The 19,160-nt window shown below is 58.3% G+C and carries 15 protein-coding genes; all 15 read left to right on the plus strand.

Annotation, left to right across the window (positions count from 1 at the left end; translation table 11 throughout):
* Positions 1 to 137 precede the first annotated feature (137 nt).
* Positions 138 to 1,220, plus strand: a complete 1,083-nt coding sequence (locus EXY20_RS14780) for a GerAB/ArcD/ProY family transporter (RefSeq protein ID WP_135552337.1) — start codon at positions 138 to 140, stop codon at positions 1,218 to 1,220.
* Positions 1,217 to 2,653: a spore germination protein gene (locus tag EXY20_RS14785; protein WP_167859236.1), complete on the plus strand. Its 1,437-nt coding sequence runs from the start codon at positions 1,217 to 1,219 to the stop codon at positions 2,651 to 2,653. Before EXY20_RS14780 ends, EXY20_RS14785 begins: the two co-directional genes overlap by 4 nt.
* Complete coding sequence (locus EXY20_RS14790) at positions 2,650 to 3,825, plus strand: Ger(x)C family spore germination protein (protein WP_135552341.1); 1,176 nt, start codon at positions 2,650 to 2,652, stop codon at positions 3,823 to 3,825. Before EXY20_RS14785 ends, EXY20_RS14790 begins: the two co-directional genes overlap by 4 nt.
* A 207-nt stretch (positions 3,826 to 4,032) precedes the next feature.
* Positions 4,033 to 4,257: a hypothetical protein gene (locus EXY20_RS14795; protein ID WP_407944916.1), complete on the plus strand. Its 225-nt coding sequence runs from the start codon at positions 4,033 to 4,035 to the stop codon at positions 4,255 to 4,257.
* Between the two features lie 146 nt (positions 4,258 to 4,403).
* A complete protein-coding gene (locus tag EXY20_RS14800; protein WP_235885909.1) occupies positions 4,404 to 4,760 on the plus strand; it encodes a YmaF family protein in 357 nt (118 codons plus the stop codon).
* A gap of 143 nt (positions 4,761 to 4,903) precedes the next feature.
* Positions 4,904 to 6,727 carry a cache domain-containing sensor histidine kinase gene (locus tag EXY20_RS14805; RefSeq protein WP_135552345.1) on the plus strand — a complete coding sequence of 608 codons (1,824 nt, stop codon included), beginning with the start codon at positions 4,904 to 4,906 and terminating at the stop codon, positions 6,725 to 6,727.
* Positions 6,724 to 8,295 (plus strand): response regulator, encoded by a 1,572-nt coding sequence (locus EXY20_RS14810; protein ID WP_135552347.1) that lies wholly within the window; start codon positions 6,724 to 6,726, stop codon positions 8,293 to 8,295. Before EXY20_RS14805 ends, EXY20_RS14810 begins: the two co-directional genes overlap by 4 nt.
* A 115-nt stretch (positions 8,296 to 8,410) precedes the next feature.
* The gene (locus tag EXY20_RS14815) at positions 8,411 to 9,763 is read left to right on the plus strand and encodes an ABC transporter substrate-binding protein (protein ID WP_135552349.1); all 1,353 of its coding nucleotides are present in this window, start codon (positions 8,411 to 8,413) and stop codon (positions 9,761 to 9,763) included.
* 1 nt (position 9,764) lies between these two features.
* On the plus strand, positions 9,765 to 10,649 hold the full coding sequence (locus tag EXY20_RS14820) for a carbohydrate ABC transporter permease (protein ID WP_135552351.1): 885 nt from the start codon (positions 9,765 to 9,767) through the stop codon (positions 10,647 to 10,649).
* Positions 10,650 to 10,653: 4 nt separating this feature from the next.
* On the plus strand, positions 10,654 to 11,472 hold the full coding sequence (locus EXY20_RS14825) for a carbohydrate ABC transporter permease (RefSeq protein WP_135552353.1): 819 nt from the start codon (positions 10,654 to 10,656) through the stop codon (positions 11,470 to 11,472).
* 41 nt (positions 11,473 to 11,513) lie between these two features.
* Entirely contained in the window at positions 11,514 to 13,358 is a 1,845-nt protein-coding gene (locus EXY20_RS14830) for a glycoside hydrolase family 13 protein (protein ID WP_135552355.1), read from the plus strand.
* Between the two features lie 349 nt (positions 13,359 to 13,707).
* A complete protein-coding gene (locus tag EXY20_RS14835; RefSeq protein WP_135552357.1) occupies positions 13,708 to 15,546 on the plus strand; it encodes an alpha-amylase family glycosyl hydrolase in 1,839 nt (612 codons plus the stop codon).
* A gap of 27 nt (positions 15,547 to 15,573) precedes the next feature.
* Entirely contained in the window at positions 15,574 to 16,113 is a 540-nt protein-coding gene (locus tag EXY20_RS14840; RefSeq protein WP_135552359.1) for a CBM35 domain-containing protein, read from the plus strand.
* Entirely contained in the window at positions 16,113 to 18,713 is a 2,601-nt protein-coding gene (locus EXY20_RS14845; protein ID WP_135552361.1) for a glycoside hydrolase family 15 protein, read from the plus strand. The genes EXY20_RS14840 and EXY20_RS14845 overlap by 1 nt, the downstream gene beginning before the upstream one ends.
* 266 nt (positions 18,714 to 18,979) lie before the next feature.
* On the plus strand, positions 18,980 to 19,135 hold the full coding sequence (locus tag EXY20_RS38925) for a hypothetical protein (RefSeq protein ID WP_167859237.1): 156 nt from the start codon (positions 18,980 to 18,982) through the stop codon (positions 19,133 to 19,135).
* Positions 19,136 to 19,160: the final 25 nt, after the last annotated feature.

Genomic DNA, 19,160 nt, shown 5'->3' on the forward strand with positions numbered 1-19,160 from the left:
CGAAACGCCTTCCGTTCGAATATCCCACCACCCATGAGCCGGATGCTTCCGGCTCTTTTCCTGCGTTAGCCGAATATTCCAGCCGCCACGGGACATAGTAAAACGGGACCTTTCATTCCACCCCGAGGAGGGCCGTCATGCGTAATGCAACGTTTTCATTCGTGCAAATTTCATGCCTGTTTCTGTTCTCTATCGGCTTGATGAATCACGTGCTGCTCATCCCGGTGCTCATGGACGTAGCCGGGCGCGATGCGTGGTTGTCCGTCCTGCTTGCCGGCGTCACCTTCATCCCGGTCAGTTGGTTGATCGCCAGTCTGATCCGGCGCACGGAGCAGAAGCCGCTGCTCGGCTGGATCGCGGAGCGTTACGGCGGCTGGATGGCGCATACGATCGCCGTATATGCCAGCGTGTTCATGCTGCTCTCTTTTATGGTGACTTGCAAGGACGTCAAAATTTGGACGACCGCTTCGTATTTGCCGGCAACGCCGTCCGTGATTATTGTGGCGACGCTTATCCTGATCGCCGGTTATGCGGTGTGGAAAGGATTTCGCACCGTTTCCTATTGCGCCTCCATGCTGCTGCCGTTTGTCGTCTTGTTCGGCGAATTCGTGATGTTCGCGAACTTCCAGCACAAGGAGTACGATATGCTTCTGCCTGTATTCGAATACGGCCAGGAGCGGATGTGGAAAGGCTTTTTGTGCGCCGATACCGGGTTCGCGGAGCTGACGCTGCTGCTGTTCTTGCAGCACCATCTGTCGACCGCGGTCAAGCGGCGGCACGTGATCATTCTCGGTTTGCTGCTGTTGGGGCTGTCTGTCGGGCCTGTGACCGGCTCTATCGCCGAATTTGGTCCCGTGGAAGCGGCAATGCAGCGTTATCCTCCGTTCGAAGAGTGGAGGCTCGTCCAGATCGGCAGCTACATTTCGCATGTCGACTTTTTGTCGATTTTTCAATGGGTGACCGGCGCTTTTGTACGCATGAGCTTTTTGCTGCTGATCGTTTCGGAGTCGTTCCCGCTCGTTTATCGCAAGCGGATTGTGTTTGCGCTCTGCGTGGCGATGTTTATGATCATTTTATATCCATTGGGCGATATGAAGTTTTTTGCTTTTTTGCGCGATTTCTACTTCCCGGCGACGTTTTATGGCATGCTGCTCTTGCTGCTCTGGATCACGCTGCTCGTCGCCATCGGGAAGAAGCCGATACGGAGGGAAGCCGCGTGAGTTTGACATTGCCCGAGTTGCTGGCGCGATACGAGCGATGCGCCGACGTCGCGATCGAAGAATACCCGCTTGCAGGTTTGAAAGTCATCGTGGTGGGCCATCAGTCGTTATGCGACCTGCAGGCGATCGATCGCCAACTGATGCCGCAGCTGCGCCGCCTGCAGGAGCAGGAGCATTTGGCCGATATCGTCGCCGTGGAGGAAAACCAAACCTTGGGGATGAGAGCCATATCGAATCGGGAAGGAACGAATCTCGATTCCCTGGTGTTCAACGGATCGGCGATCGTTGTGTTTTCCGTTCCCGATCTGTGGTTTGCCGTGCCGTTCGCCACCTTGCCGCAGCGCAATACGGAAGAGACGAACATCGAAGTGTCGATTCGCGGCCCCAAGGACGGGCTGGTCGAATCGCTGCACACCAATCTGGGGCTCATTCGCTTGCGCTTGCCGAATCCGAATGTATCCGTACGGTTCTATACCATCGGGACGAAAACGCAGACGAAAACGGCGCTGATTTACGACGAACAGGTGCTTCATCCGGATACGCTGCGTCAAATCGACGAAAGGCTGACCGCTGTGCAGCAGGCGGTGGAAGATGTGCTGAGCGCCAGCCAACTGGAGGAACTGATATCGGATCATCCGCACAGTGTGTTCCCGCTGACGGTATATTCCGGCAGACCGGATTTCATTGCGGCTTGTTTGCTCAAAGGGCGGTTCGCCGTGCTGATCGACGGCGTGCCAGGGGCCATGATTGCGCCTGCGTCGCTGTTCTTGCTGATCAAAACGCCGGAGGACAGCCATTTCAATTTCGTTTCCGCTTCGTTTGGTCGGGTGCTGAGGCTCGTTTGTTTGCTGCTGTCGATTTTTTTGCCCAGCTTTTTTGTTGCTTTGACCGGGTACCATCAAGATCAAATTCCGTTTCCGCTGCTCGCCACCATTTCCGTCTCCCGCTTTGGCGTTCCGTTCACGACGCCGATTGAAATGTTTGTAGTGCTGTTTCTGCTCGAAACGTTCAAAGAAGCGGGCTTCCGGCTGCCTTCCTCCATCGGGCAAACGTTGACGGTCGTCGGCGGCTTGATTATCGGTGACGCAGCCATCCGGTCGGGGCTTACTTCGCCGTCGATGGTCGTCATTTCCGCCATTTCGGTCGTCGCCGGCTCCACATTGATCAGCCAAACGCTGAGCAGCACCGTCAGCATGCTCCGTTACGGCGCGCTGCTCATTGCGTCGCTGCTGGGCATGTACGGATTCATGTTGTCGATTCTGTTCGTAACGGTTTATTTGGCCGGCCTTACTTCCTTCGGCGTGCCGTATTTGGCGCCGATCACGCCGATTACGCTCAAAGATGTGGCAAGGTCGATGCTGCTGCTGCCAAGGAACTTGCGCTCCTTCGTCCCCGTTTATTTGAGCAAACGGAAACGGGCGGATCGTCCATGATGCGGCTGCGCCTGATGGCAAAATTGCTGCTTGCGGCGGTCCTGTTGGTTACGCTGCCGGCCTGTTGGGATTATCGGGAAATTCATAAACTTAATTATTCGGTCACAATTGGCGTCGATTACCAGCAAGACGAGTTCGTGCTGTATGTGCAATCGCTCAATTTCAACAGCATCGCCAAGCAAGAAGGCGGTCGGCTGCCGGAAACGATTCCTTCGTTGATTGGTATCAGCCGCGGCCCATCGCTCGGTCAAGCGATCTTCGACCTGTATCGTTCGGAACAATTTCGGATGTACTGGGGGCACCTGACCGGGTTGATTTTTAGCAAAACGGCGCTGGAGCATGTAGGGCTTATCGATTTGACCGATTTGTTCAACCGTTACCGCGAAATTCGCTACAACATCTGGCTCTACGGGACGGAAGAACCGATCGACAAGTTGATGACAGCGCACAACTTTTTCAATCTGTCGGTTTACGATTCGCTGATGCTGCATCCGCAGGATACGTACCGGCAATATTCTTACATGAAGCCGATCTACACCTACCGGGCATTATCCGACTTGTTCGAACGGGGAACGACGATGACGATTCCCAACCTGACTCTTACGGACTCGCATTGGCGAGAAGGGGAGAAGAAGACGAGGGAACTCGTTATCGACGGCGGATACTTCTTCCGCAATCGGCACTATATCGGTCATTTGACCGGCAAGCAGTTGAGCGGAGCCCCGTTCATGAACAAAAAAATGAATCGGGCTTTGCTGAGACTCGACAAGGACGGCAAACCTACAGCCGGTTTTGTGATGATTTCGCCGAAATATGCGATTAAACATCGTCTGGTCGGCGATAAAGTGGTGTATGATCTGGACTATCGCATCGATACCTACATGGAAGAAATGCTGGACAACGCGGCAGAACACGAGTTGAAGAAAGCGCTGGAGCGCAAGCTGCAGGAGCAAATTCGGTATACGTTCGAGCAAGGGCGAAGCATTCATGCGGATGTGTTCAACTTGAACGAACATTTGCACCGCCATCATTACAAGCAGTGGAAACGCATATTCGGCGACGGGGATCTGCGCCGCGACAATTTCGAGTTGGGCGAAATCAATGCGCATGTGCTGATCCGGTATTCCGGCAAATACAAGGCGAAGATTGCGGAGAAAGAAGAACCGACCTGAGCGGCGCAAAAAACGTCCCGCCGCTTCAACATGAAGCGCCGCGAATTCGGACATACTGTAAAAGCAGCTTGCGCAAAATTGACAAAGTTGTTACAGATGGATAAACCGCTTGCATCGACAAGCAACACCGGCTAACATAGAATAAGAATGCTTATGACCGTGAACGGGACAAATAAGCCACTTTTGCAGCCCAAGGGAGGGTCTTCCGTGATATACTTAGCCGAAGAGGCGGCAGCAGCCTCGGAACCATCAAAATTCGATACGTTTGACGTGTTTATTATTGTGTTTACGATCATTATCGCCATCGGCGTTTTCCGTTCCCTGGGGGCCAGAGAGAAGAACAAGTTCGCCATCGCCGTCGGCGTTGTCAGCTTGCTCGTGTTTTTGTTCCTCGATTTTGTCATGGTGAAGAACTGGCTCGGCTTGCTGTAACGGCAGCCGGCAACGAATGGACAGCCTTTTCCGCGGCTCGCGGCGAAAGGCTGTTTTTTGTTTGCGGCGACAGTCGCCCCTTACCGGACAACCATCGCTTTCCCTATACTGACGGTGAAGGTCAGAGGAAGGGGATAGTTGGGATGATGAACAGGCAATTGAGGCTAAGCAGCAGGACGAAAATCGGGAAGGTGCAAACGCACGTGCATGAGTTCGAAGGGAGCACGAAGCTGGCGGAGCAAGGGGCCGATCGGCACAACCATCGGTTTGCCGGCGTCACCGGGCAAGTCATCCCGGTCGGCAAAAGCCATGTTCATGAAATCGTCTTGAATCATACCGATTTTTTAGACCATTTTCATAACCTGAAACGAGTTCGCACCGGACTCGCCATTCCGGTCGGCAATGGGAAGCATGTTCATTTCGTGTCCGGCATGACGACAGTAAGAGAAGGCCATCGGCATCCATTCAATTTCAGCACCTTGATTCAACAGCCGCTTGTGTGACAGGTAACGAAGCAGCGCTCCACCTTCATGCGGTGGGGCGTTGTTTTCTTCTTTCTGCACCCCATTCCCTTTTCCCGAAAATCTGGTATTTTATTAAGTGACGTCGCCGCACGTCAGTCGGGAACCCCGGGAGGGAAAGCCTCATGCTGCTCCGTTTGCGCATGAACCGCATTCGTTATAAGCTGGCCTTGCTCATTTTGCTTTTTTCACTGACATTGCTCGTCACCGTCATGTATATCGCCTATCATAACTCCACCGGCATTATCCGCGATCAGTCCGTCGGCTTGAACAACAAGCTGGTCGAACTCGGCAAAAACAACCTCGAAACGTCGATCAGCGAAGTGGACAACATCTTCCGCTCGATTTACCTCAACAAGGAATTCGGCACCTTCATCCGGTTTCACGAAGCGGTAGGAGCCGGCGGCACCCAGGACGACTACGCCGTCGTACAAAGCTACACCGACATCAAAAACATGCTGCACACTTACTTGAATACCCGGCAGTATATATTCAGCATGGTTTATTTTGACCGGAACGGTTATCTCGTCTACACGACGCGCACGGAAGCGGGCTATTCCCGGTTCGACACCGGTTCGCTGCCGGACGGCGTGCGTGACACGGTGACCGGTCTGCAGCCGGAGAACGGCCAGGCGATTGTGCCGACGCGCGGCCATCTTCCGCTCGATTTCAAAGTAACGCCGCAGGATGAGAAGGTGTACGGCATCGCCCGCCACATTCTTGATGTCGATCATGGCTTTGCGACGCTTGGCACGTTGTTCATCCATCTTGATATGACGACGCTGCGCAAAATTTCCTCCGAAATCCGGCCTTATCCGGATGCTGTAACCTACATAGTCGCGGGCGATGGTACGATCGTGTACGAATCGACGGAGAAGCGGATTGGCGGCAAGCTGGAGGAGGCGGCGCTCAAGAAGCTGAATGCGGGAAGCGGCGGCGGCAAAAGCCAGCTGACTCTGAACGGGAGCCGCTGGACGGCGGTATATACGACAAGCGAGACGCTGGGCTGGAAGGTCGTCAACTTCATTCCGCAGCAGGAGTATGCGGCCGGCATCGCGGCCGTTACCAACAGCGCGCTGCTGATCGTGCTGCTGGGCGCCATGTTCACCGTGCTCGTCACCTATTTGGTGTCGCGTTATATCTCCGGCCCGATCGAAGGATTGACCCGCGTCATCAACCGCATCGATATCGGCAGCCTGGAGCTTCGCGCCGACGTTTCCAGTCGCGACGAAATCGGCATTCTGGCACGCAGCTTCAATCGGCTGATGGCGAAGCTGAACAACGCGATCACGAATGAATACGAAGCGCGCATCCGCCAGCAGGAGGCGGAAATGCGGGCACTGCTGTCGCAGATCAACCCGCACTTCTTGTACAATGTGCTGCAGTCGATCGGGGCGATTGCCCATCTGCACGGCATCGGCGAAATCGTCGTCATGGCCAAATCGCTAGGCAGAATGATGCGCTACAACATCCGCACGAGCGAAAACCTGGTTACGGTCGGGGAAGAAATCGAACATGTCGGCAGCTATTTGGCGATTCAGCAAATCCGTTTCGGCGACAAGCTCGGCTACGAGTTGGACGTGCCGCCGCAGTTAAGGGCACAGCCGATGCTCAAATTTACACTGCAGCCGCTGGTGGAGAACGCGATTCTGCATGGCTTCGCGAATATGGAGGAGCGCGGCATCGTCAGCATCGTCGGCCGACTGGAAGGGGACACGCTCGTCTTCGACGTCTCCGACGACGGGGCCGGCATCCCGCCCGAGCGGTTGGCGGCGATCAGCCGCGCCGAATCAGTTGGCATCGGTATCGCCAACGTCGTCGCGCGGCTTCGCATTTGCTACGGCGAGCGGGCGACGCTGGCGATCGAAAGCGAGGAACGCGTCGGCACGTGCGTGACGGTGCGCATGCCGGGACTGCCGGCGTCCGGAGAAGGGGAGGGAGCGGCATGATCCAGGCGATCATCGTCGAAGACGAAAGCTGGGTGCGCAAAGGAATTGTGGGCATGATCGACTGGGAGCGCCACGGCTTGACGCTGGCGGGAGAAGCGGAGAACGGCGAAGATGCGTGGCGGCTGATCGAGACGGTGCGGCCCGCACTGGTCATCACGGACATGAAGATGCCGAAGGAGGACGGGCTGCAGTTGTTGCGCCGATTGGAGACGATCGAACCCGGCTGCGAAATCATCGTGCTTAGCGGTTACTCCGACTACGGTTACATGAAGCAGGCGATTCACTCGGGCGTGTGCGAATATTTGCTCAAGCCGGTCGATGCGGCGGAGCTGAACGCCGCGCTGGCGAACGCGATGGAGCGGATCGAGCGGAAGCGCAAGGAGCGCGGCGACCGCTCGTCGCTAGCGGCCGAGCAGGCGTTTGTGCGGCTGATCGCCGGCGAAACGGCCGACGGTGCGTCGTTGCCGGAGCCGTTGGCGTCGCTCGGCGAGTGGGTGTCGTTTTCGGTAATGGCGGTGCTGTCATTGCCGAAGGAAGCGGTGGCGCCGTGGGGAGCCGCCGGTTCGGTAGGGCCGCCGCAGTTGGCCGCTGTCATTCGCGAAGCGGCCCGGCCTTGGCGGCAGGCGGTTGTGTTTACAAGCGCGGACGGCATGGCGCTTGTGTTGTGGGGCGGCGACGGCCAGCGTCCGGGCCGGCAGGCGGCGGAGCAGAGGGAGGCGGCGGAGGCGATTGCCGGCTCGCTGGCGGAGCGTTTTGGCGTGGCGGCGCGGATCGGCATCGGCGGCTGGAAAGCCGGCGCGGCGGGCATCCGGCCGTCGCATGAGGAAGCGCGGCGGGCGCTGCGCTTCGAGCGTATCGGCGCGACCGACGTCGTGGCGTACGACGAGGTGCGCCATCTGTCGGCGCGGGACGATATGCGCATCGTCGAAGAGAGCCAGATTGCCTATTTGCTGGAGAAAGGTAAACCGGACGAACTGGCCGGTTTGCTGCGCTCCTTCTTCGCGGCGGAGCGGGAGCGGCGGGTTGTGCGGCTGCCCGATTTGCACAAGGCGGTCATCGCGCTGCTGCTGGCGGCCGAAAGCTGCTGCCGCAAAGCCGGAGCGGAACCGCCCGCGTTCACCGGCAGCGGAGAAAGCTATTTGGAGCGCGTGGAAGCGATCCATTCGCTGGCGGCGCTCGAGGCGTGGAGCGTCGACGCCATGCAGCAAACGGCGGGCTACATGCGCAACCGCAGCGGCAACGGCGTCGATATCGCGCAAGAGATCCAGAAATACCTCGAAGCCCACTATGCGGAAGACATCCATCTGATCGAGCTGGCCCGCAAATATTACATGAACCACATTTACCTCAGCCGGCTGTTCAAACAGCAGACAGGCGAAAACTTCATCGACTGCCTGACGCGCATTCGCATGAACAAGGCACGGGAACTGCTGCGGCACGGCGGGCTGAAAATGCGCGAAGTGGCGGAAATGGTCGGCTATCAGAACCCGTACTACTTCGCCAGAAGCTACCGGAAATTTTTTGCCGGCGCGGATGAGGGCAGTGCTGCCGATCTGCAGGAAAGTTAATTTTTTTCAATGAGAGGTTTATTTCGTATCTACTTCCCCGGCTCCAGGCGGATTATGATGGAGAGGAACACATGGCCGTGTGCGATCACTTTCAAGGTGGAAAAGGGGATAGTCCATGCGCAAGTTACCGCTAGTTGTTACCGCTTTCACATTGGCAGCCGGCCTCGCCGCCGGTTGCAGCAAAAACGACAGCTCCTCGGGAGCGTCGCCCAGCGTCAAGCCGAGCCAAGCCGCAAGCACGGCGCCGAGCGCCTCGGCCAGTGCAAGCCCGAGCGCAACGCCCAGCCCGTCGGCGGCTCCCGTGACGCTGAAGCTGTTTCACGGCAAGCAGGAAGCGCAAGATACATTCAACGAAATCATCCAGAAATTTACCGCCAAATATCCGAACATCAAAGTGACGCAGGAGGTCGTGACCAACGATCCGTCCGCCGTGCTCAAATCGCGTATCGCCACCAATGAAATTCCCGATATTTTCAGCGCCGGCATCGAAGTCATGGATATCGCCAAAGGCGGGTATATGGCGGAACTGACGAACGAGCCGTATTTAAAAAATATCGTCGACACCTCTTTGAAATCGCTTTCATTCACCGACGCCTCCGGCAAAACGTGGGCGCTGCCGGTTGACGGCAGCAGTATCGGCATTTTCTACAACAAAAAAATGTTCGCCGACAACGGCCTGACCCCGCCCCGCACGCTGAGCGAGCTGAAGAAAGTGACCGACACGTTCAAAAGCAAAAATATCCCCGCCTTTGCGCTTGGCTTCAAAGACAGCTGGACGATCAAGATGGCGATCATCAGCTCCTTTTCGCCTGCCGTCTACGGCAAAAACATCAATTGGGACACCGACAAAAACGCCGGCAAAACGACGTTCGAGGCCACGCCCGGATGGGCGGCCGCTTTCAACAACCTGAAGACGATCTATGACACCGGCAATACAAAAACCGCCTTCGACACCGACTACAACGGCGCCGTGGCGATGTTCGCGCAAGGCCAGGCGGCGATGATGCCGCAAGGGCTGTGGGCGCTGGAGCCGATTCGCAAAATCGCGCCGACGCTCGACATCGGCCTGATTGCCATGCCGACGTCGGAGGACGCGAACGACGCCAAGCTGCACGTGTTCCCGGACTTCAGCCTGAGCATCTCCAGCAAGTCCAAATATACGGCGGAAGCCAAGAAATTTCTCGAGTTTATGACAACGCCGGAAATCGCCCAGTTGTGGAGCAACAAGGCACGCCTGTTCTCCGCCGTCAAAGGAGTCTCGACCAACTTCGACCCGGTTGCCGCCGACGTCGAGAAGACGATCGCCGCCGGTCAAACCGTCTCGCAAGCGGACCGCGGCTGGCCGTCGCCATTCCAGCCGGAGTTTGACAAAGCGATTTCCGAGTTCCTGCTCGGCAAGCGGAACGTGCCGGATTCGCTGAAGCAGCTCGACGCGGCTTGGACCAACGCGGCCAAAGCGGCGAAATAAGATGCTCATCCGCAAATGGCGAACGGACGCCGCATATGCGCTGCTGCTGCTGCCGGCGTTCGTTCTGTTCGGGCTGTTTTTCCTCGTGCCGTTCGCTCGCAGCTTGTATGTGTCGTTCACCGATCAATACGGCTACAACCCCGATATCCGGTTCATCGGGCTGGGCAACTTCGTCGAGGCGTTTGGCGATGCCACGTTCCGTGACGCGTTGGTCGTGACGCTGAAATACACCGGCTTCGTTGCGCTGGCCGGCAACGCGTTTGCGCTGGCACTGGCGCTTGTGGCCGACAGCGCGCGCATTGCCGGCAAACATGCGCTGCGGGCCATCTTCTTCCTGCCGAATCTGATGAGCCTGATTATCGTCGGCTTTGTCTGGACGTTTCTGTACGGCGACGTGTTCCGCTCGTTCGTTCGTGCGCTCGGCAGCCCGGAAACGCTGCAGATCAGTTGGCTGGGCAATCCGGAGATGGCGATCTATTCGATCGGGTTGGCCGCTATCTGGCAAGGCGCCGGTTATACGATGGTCATTTACATGGCCGGCCTGCAAAATATTTCGGGCGACGTGCTCGAAGCGGCCCGCATCGACGGCGCGACGGCGCGCGACATTCTGTGGCGGATCAAGCTGCCGCTGCTGTCGCCGGTCGTCGTGATGAATGTCATCCTGTCGGCGACGACATGCCTGAAGGCGTTCGACTTCCCGCTGGCGATGACGTCGGGCGGACCGGGCACGGCGACGACGACGGTCGCCTACTACATTTATACGCTCGGTTTCCGCTCGCAGCGGACCGGGTACGCCACGGCGGTGTCGGTGCTGCTGTTCGTGCTGATCGCGCTCGTCACCGCGGGATTGCTGGCGGCGCTGCGCGCCCGGGAAGAGAAGGTGTAGCCGCATGAGCAAATTTGGGTCGCGCCTGTTGCCAACCGCCGCCGCTTATCTGCTTGCGGTGCTGTACCTGTTCCCGGTGTTTATCGCCATCCTCAATTCGTTCAAAGACAAGCGCGCGATTCTGGTGTCGGCGCTGGCGTTTCCGTCCGCCTTGCGGCTGGACAATTACCGCACGGTGCTGACGACCGCCCACTTCGGACGCGTCTTCGTCAACAGCGTGCTGCTGACGGCGGCAAGCGTGGCGCTCATTCTGGCGGTAAGCGCAGCCGGCGGCTACGCGCTGGCCCGGTGGCGGCGCAGGGCGGCGGGCTGGCTCATGCTCGCGTTCATGAGCTCGATGTTCGTGCCGTTCCACACGATCATGATTACGCTGGTCATGACCGCGAAGGAAGTGGGCGCAACCGGCCACTTCGCCGGGCTCGTCGCCGTATACGGCGGCCTCATGTGCCCGCTGACGCTGTTTTTGTACCGAGGCTTCGTCAAGTCGCTGCCGATCGAACTGGAGGAGTCCGGCATCATCGACGGCTGCGGCACCTTTCAGCTGCTGCTGCGGATTGTGCTGCCGCTGCTGCTGCCGATCACGGCAACGGTTGCGGTGCTGAACGCGATGTGGATCTGGAACGACTTCCTGCTGCCCTACCTCATCCTGGCCAAACCGCTGACCGTGCCGTTGTCGCAAATGTATTTTTACGGCAAGTTCAACCAGCAGTGGCATTTGATTATGGCGGGCTTCGTCGTTTCGACGCTGCCGCTTGTGGCGTTTTTCCTGCTGATGCAGCGGTTCGTCATCAAAGGCCTGGTCGCCGGAGCGCTGAAAACGTAAGCGCTCCCGACCGTCGATTAATAACGGAGGGGAGGTCGCGTATGGCCGGTTTGATTTTGCACGAACCGACACGGGAATACGCCTACCCGCTCAGCCGTACGCGGCTGGCGATCCGGCTGCGCGTGTCGTGCGGCATGGCGTCGGCCGGAAGCTGCACGGTGCTGCATTGGAACCGCAATCTCGGGGACAGCAAGCATCCGGCGCGAACGCCGCTGGCGTGTTATGCGCGGGACGACGAGTTCGATTATTGGGAAGCCGTCATCGAAACGGAGAAGGCGACGCGTTATGTTTTGTACTATTTCGAAGTGGAAAGCGCGCATGGAACTTTGCGGAAAACGTATTACGGTACAGGAAACGGGGAACCGGAGGGGGGATTTTACGAATATTGCTATACGAACGAAGGCGAGCCGTTCGTCGTGCCGGACTGGGTGCGCGGTGCGGTCGTTTATCACGCGTTTCCGGAACGGTTCTGCAACGGCAATCCGGCCAACGATCCGCCGGGAGCCGCAGCCTGGGGAAGCGAGCCGACGCGCGACAACTTTATGGGCGGCGATTTGGCCGGCATTGCCAGCCGCGTCCCGTATTTGTATGCGCTTGGCGTGACGGTGCTTTACATGAACCCGATTTTCGCGGCGCCGTCCAACCATAAATACGACACGGCCGATTATTATGCGGTCGATCCGCAGTTCGGCACGATGGACGACTTGCGCAGCCTAGTGCGGACATGCCATGAACTGGGCATACGGGTCATGCTTGACGGGGTGTTCAATCATTGCGGATTCGAATTCCCGCCGTTTCGGGACGTCTTGGCGAAAGGGCGCCGGTCGGAATATCGCGACTGGTTTTACGCGGACGAATTTCCGTTGAATCCCGAGCGGCTCAATTACGAAACGATCGGCTACTATGCGCTGATGCCGAAAGTGCGGCTTCGCCACGAAACGGCGCGGGCTTATATGCTTGACGTGGCGCTGTATTGGCTCCGCGAAGCGGGCATCGACGGCTGGCGGCTCGATGTTGCCGAAGAAGTCGACTACACGTTCTGGCAGGATTTGCGCAAAGCGGTGAAGGCGGTAGCGCCGGAGGCGCTGCTGCTGGCGGAGACGTGGAAGGAAAACCGCGATTTGCTGCGCGGCGACCAGATGGACACGGTGACGAATTATGTGTTTCGCGATGCGGTAGCGGACTTCTTCGCGGCAGGCACGATCGATGCCGAGGCGTTCGATGCACGCATCAACCGGATGCTCGGCGCGTATTCGCTCATCGCCCGGGAAATCTTGTTCAACCCGCTCGGCAGCCATGATACGGCGCGCTTCCTGACACTGTGCGGCGGGGAGCGGGGCAGGCTGATGGCGGCGGCGGCGTTTCAGTTTTGTTTCCCCGGCGTGCCCGTTATTTATTACGGCGACGAAGTCGGGCTGGACGGCGGACGCGATCCGGGCTGCCGCAAGGCGATGGAGTGGGATCCGCAGCGGCAGGACGCGGAACTGCTGGCATGGTTCCGGCGGCTCGCGCGACTGCGCGCCGAGTTGCCGGTATTGCGCAGCGGCTCGTATGCGAGCAGCTATTGCAGCGGCAGCGGGTACGGCTTCATGCGCGAGGATGAGGCCGGTACTGCGGACGGCGGTGACCCCGGCGCTACGATGCGCGTCTACGCCGTCTTTAATACCGGTTCTGCGGCGGTGACGCTGGCGTTGCCGGTGAAAGAGGCAGTCGGCACCCAGCTGCACGACCGGTTTGCCGATGAGGGGCAGGCAGCGGTGTTCCCTGTGGCTCCGCTTGGCTTGCCGGAACCAGGGCGGGAGCACCGCAATCACGATTTGTATCGCTGGACGGGCGAAGTGAGGGTGACGTTGGCGCCTTATCAAGCCTGTCTGTTGACTCGTTGAGCCGGCGCTTTTATTGCCGTCATCCGATAAGCCTCCTGCCGGGGCTGGGGGAGGAGCTTTATATCCGGCGCCGCGGCTTTCTGATCGTCATGCATATATGCATGACGATCAGAAAGTACTTGCCCGCAATAGTCGAGCTGCTGAACATCACTCATTTTAGATGAAATGTAAAATATAGTATTTTCAACCGAATTCCGAAAGGGGGTGATGCTGCAAAAGAGACAATCATCGTTGTTGGTTGGCTTGTTTTGCCCAGGCAGTTTGCAAGAATCGTGGAATCGCTTGCACGCATGAATCGGCACACTCGCAAATCAGCATCCAATTTCAGGCGAAAGGAAGGGATTGACGAATGAAACGGAAACACGTATGGCTCGCCGCACTGCTCGCGCTCGTCTTCGTCTGCGCCGCCGGCCTGCCGCCGGTAGCCCCGGCAAACGCAAGCGGGAGCAGCATCGGCTCGATCGGGACGTCCGACACGATCTACATGGTAATGACCGACCGCTTCTACGACGGCGACAGCGGCAATAATGGCACGCTAACCGACGATTACCGTCCGGGCGATATGCACTATTACCAAGGCGGCGACTGGGCAGGGCTCGTCGACAAGCTCGATTATATCAAGGAGATGGGTTTCACGGCGATCTGGATTTCCCCGCCGCAGGACAATGAAAAGTTCAGCCGCAGCGGCGACGAAGCCGGTTATCACGGCTATTTTACGCATGATTTTAACGATGTGAACGATCACTTCGGTACAACGACCGAACTGCAAACGCTGATCGACGAAGCGCACGACCGCGGTATCAAGGTGATCATCGACGCCCAGCTCAACCATACGGCGGACTACCTCGCCTATCCGTCGACGTCGTACAGCCCGTCCACCTACAAGCCTGCGGCGCCGTTCGACGATCCGACCTGGTACCACAACAACCCGAATATCACCGATTTTAACGACGGCTACCAACTGCTCAATTACAGCCTTGGCGGCCTCGACGACCTCGACCAAAGCAATCCCGACACGTGGGATGCGCTGCTGGACGCTTACGACGGCTGGTTCGACTATGGCTTCGACGGCGGGCGCATCGACGCGGTGCTGGAAATTCCGACCGACAAGCTCCAGGCGTTCGAAGGCCACATTGGCAAAAAGACGTTCGGCGAAGCGTACACGTCTTCCGTCGACGTCGTCTCCGGGCTGCAAAACTACATCTGGGGCATGCTCGATTTCCCGCTTTATTTTGGCATGAACAATGTCTTCTGCAACAATACGTCGTGGAGCGACGTGAAGGGCGTGTTCGACCAGGATTACAAGTACAAAAAAGCGAACCAACTGGTCACCTTCCTCGACAACCACGACCGACCGCGTTTCCTCAACAATTGCGCCGACAATTATGCGAAATCGCGTCTCGCACTCGCTTTCCTGTACACGGTCCGCGGCATTCCGGATGTCTACTACGGCACCGAGCAGGGGATGGCCGGCGAACACAAGTATAGCGACGACATCCAGAATACGGTCAATCGCGAAGTGATGCCTTCGTTCAGCGATGGCAGCGCAACGTTCAATTGGGTGCAGCGGCTGAACCAGATCCGCAAGGATTACAAGTCGGCGCTCGTCAACGGCAAGCAGCGCGAAATTTACTACAACAGCTCCGACCCGGTCTACGCGGTCAGCCGGCGCAACGACAGCACGGGGGACGAAGTGGTCGGCATTTTCAACAAGTCGCCAAACCCGCAAACAAAAACGATTGCGATCAGTCAGGCAACGTCGAGCTGGACGATCGGCACGCATTTGACCGACTTGCTCAATACCGGGACAACGGTGACGGTTGCGGAAGGCGTTGTGGCCAATTCGCGCGAAATCACGGTAACGATCCCCGGCAACTCCGCGATGCTGCTGACGAACGGCTATCCGGCCGAATACGCGCCGCCTTCGCCGACACAGACGAAAATCATCGTGCATTACAACGCCGGCTTCGGCAACTCCATTTCCGTCCGCGGGGATACGACACCGCTGAACTGGACCTGGGGGCAAAAGGCGGAAAATGTCGATGCGAACACGTGGCAGTACGTCATGGAGCGCCCGACGTCGGGTACGATCCAGTTCAAGGTGCTGCTGAACGATTCCACATGGGAAACGGGCGGCAACCACAGTGTCACCGCCGGCAGCACGGTCGACATTTATCCGAGTTTCTAATTCGCGAGCGAAAGGAGATGTAACCTTATGAAACGCAAACGCAGTGGAAAAAGATGGCTGTCGTCCGCCGTTGCGGCCGCGACGGCGGCGGCGCTCGTCCTCGGCCTGGGCGCTCCGGTGAACCGGGCGCTGGCCAAAACGTACAGCGAAACGGTCTATGAAGCGGAAAGCGCAACGCTGCACAACGCGTCGACGAATACGAACCATACCGGATACACCGGCAGCGGCTTCGTTGACGGCTTCAGCGCCAGCGGCGACTACGTGCAGTTCTCGATCAGCGTCGCCGCAGCGGGCGACTATACGCTGCTGTTCCGCTACGCCAACGATACCGGTTACAAGGCGTCCCACCGGGTATACGTCGACGGTGTCGACACGGCGCTGGCGGTATTTCCCGATCTGGTGAGCTGGGATGCGTGGGGAACGGCTGAAGTCGGCACGTATTTGAGCTCCGGCTCGCATACGGTCAAAATTGCGTACAACAATCACGCGATCAATCTCGATAACCTGCTCGTGACGCCGAAGCACGAATCGACCCGCAGTTTTTATATGTCGAACTGGACGACATGATGGCGATCTGGAAAGCCGCGAAGCTGAACGACGCGGAAACGGCGGTAAAGGGTCCGCGCATCGACGAACTGCACTACGCGGACGATTGGGAGACGAACCAGATCAAGGATTGGAGCGGGTTTTTTCGCGATGAGACGGCGAGCGTCAAATACAACGACGGCACCAAATTCGACAGCGAGGCATACTTCGACGAAGAGGGAGTGCTTCGTGCCGATTACCTCAAGTACAACGGGTCCTATCCATCCAATTTGGAGCTGTCTCGGGATTACGTGATGGTGCCGCACGAGAAGTTTATCGTCGCCCGCTACGCGCTCAAGAACAACAGCGGTTCAAGCAAAACGGTCAACGTGCTCGACATGCTGCACGTCAACAACACGAGCGGCAGCAGCATCGGCGCTTCCTACGACGGCACGCGCAAGGCGCTGGTCGTCAATATGTCGGCAGCGTCGCAATATTACCTGGCGCTCGGCGCATTCGCCACGCCGACCGGTTATCAGTCGGCCGACGACACGGTCACCAATACGGCCGATGCAAAAGCTTCGCCGTGGGTGACGTTCGACAACAACGGCACGCTCAAGAACAACGGTTCGGTGACGGCGCAGGACATCTCCGTCGGTTTCAACCAAAGCGTGTCCGTCGCGGGAGGAACGACCGAGTACGTTTATTTCTATCTGGCGCTCGGCGAAGACGCGACGGAAGTCAACGCTGTCGCCGATACTGCGCGGGCGCATACCGGCGACTATTGGTTCACGCAGACGGCGGACGACTACGACGACTGGTTCGCTAACGCCAAGCCGGTGCCGAGCCTGGGCGACAGCGATTTGACCGCGTTGTACAAAAACAATCTTGTCATGATCAAAAACGCGATCCGTCCCGGAACATCGACCGGCGACGGGGCGATGCCGGCAACGACGAACCCGGCGACGTACAGCTACAAAGTATGGACGCGCGATTCCGCCACGACGGCGGTGGCGCTCGACGCCGCCGGCTTCGCGGACGAAGGCGAGCGCTACTGGCGCTGGCTGGCGGCGCGGCAGCTGACGGGCGGCGACGCCGGCAAGTTCAACACGACGATCAACGTGTGGACGAACGCGCGCGTCGAGTTCATCGAACCGGAGCACGATATACTCGGCTGGTTCCTCTACGGCGTCTACCGCCATGGGCTGGAGACGGGCGACAATACGCTGCGCGACGACATTTGGACGCAGCTGAAGGCGACCGCCGACTACATCATGAACAATATCGACGCCGACGGCTACGGGCCGCAGGACTTCTCGATCTGGGAGGATCTTGACAACTACGGCATTTATGCGTATACGCAGGCGCTTTATGTCGCCGGCCTCGAAGCGGCGGCGAAGATGGCGGCGGCCAAAGGGCTCGGCACGCTGGCCGACAACTACAACGGCGCCGCCAGCACGATCAAGACGGCGATCAACCGCGACGACACCGCGTCCGACGTCGGGCTGTGGAACTGGAGCGAAGGCTACTACGACAAGAGCATTCGCTACGACGGCACGCTCAGCACGATGGAGGACGCGTCGGGCCTCATCCTGTTTACGCTCGGCGTCATCGACCCGCATTCGTCGCGGACCGCCAGCACGGTCGATCGTTTCGAAGCCGACCTCGGGTCCGACACCTATGGGCTGGCGCGCTTCGGCAACGACACGTACTACTCGGGCGATTCCTATTTTTCGCCGGCTGGCGACGAAGCGCTCGAAATATCGCCCAGTTGGCCGCAAATGTCGGCCTGGAACGCGATCACGCACGTGTACAACAACGAAAGTACCGAGGCGGCCAATATCTTCAACTGGTTCAAGCATCGCACCGCCGCCGGCTGGATGGTGACCGGGGAAGCCGTCAGCGACGTCTCCGAGAAGCCGATCGTTTCCACCGCCAGCGAACCGGTGACCGCGGCTGCATTCGTGCTGGCCGCGCTGACCAAAACAGGCGCGATCGACATGCGCATCGTGCCGGATGAATCGAACGCCGGCGCATACAAGGCGCTGACCGTCTCCGCCGGCACAACCGGCGACTGGCCGCAGTACCAGTACGTGCCGTACTATCTCGACGCCGCGGGCGATTCGAGCGACGGCGACATCGCGATCCGGAAAGTTTATGCTGCTAACGACGGCACAAACCTGGTGCTTCGCATCGATAATGAATCCGGTTCGCTGCCGGGCTTTAACGATCCGAGCAAGCTGTTCCAAGTATCGGTGTACGCCGAGGACTTCACGAGCACTGACGCGACGAAGAACACATCGATCAACGGCACCGCGCTCGGCCGCAACATGGCGTATTTGTTCAAGCGCGACAGCGACTCGAACAATTTCAACAAATATACGGTGTCGGGCGGCAACTGGACATCGGCCGGCACTGTCTCGGGCGGGCAAGTCGAATGGGACACGGCGACCGGCCGCATCGAGGTGAAAATTCCGCTGTCCGCCATCGGCCATTCGACGCCGGGATCGAACGACTGGTTTCGCCTGAAGGTAGTACTGAGCAAGAAAGTCAGCGGCACGTGGACGGATCTGGACGCGTTCGCCAACCATTACCGCGTGACCGGCAGCAGTACTGCCTGGTTGTTCGGCGATTTTGAGTAACACCATTTTGAGTAACGCCATGTCGAGTCAACCAAGCTAGAGCGAATGGTTATGGTGAAAAGCCTGTTTGGCTGAAGTTATGGCCGAACAGGCTTTTTGCAACCGTTCCCTTGTGTTAAACAGTTTATAACAAAATGAAACACTATTGAATATAAAGGGGAGACCCATGATGAATCAGGCAATCCGACTTTGCATGATTGGCGCGGGCCGGCACGCAGCCCACAATGTATATCCTTGCTTCTCGTGGCTGCAAGGCGCGGAAATTGTTGCGAACTGCGACCTCGACTTCGAACGCGCGCGGGGAACCGCTACGGCGTTCGGCATTCTTGATCGTCGACGAAGAGTCGCCGAATGGCGAGGTGGACGCGCTGCTGCGTGGGGCGATGCAGTATTTGCAAGCGAACGGGGTGACGATGCAATAAATCCGTTCATGGCCATGACAAAAAC

Origin of the sequence: Paenibacillus cymbidii (assembly GCF_004764705.1) — a bacterium.
In the GTDB taxonomy this organism is placed as follows: Bacteria; Bacillota; Bacilli; order Paenibacillales; family NBRC-103111; genus Paenibacillus_AN; species Paenibacillus_AN cymbidii.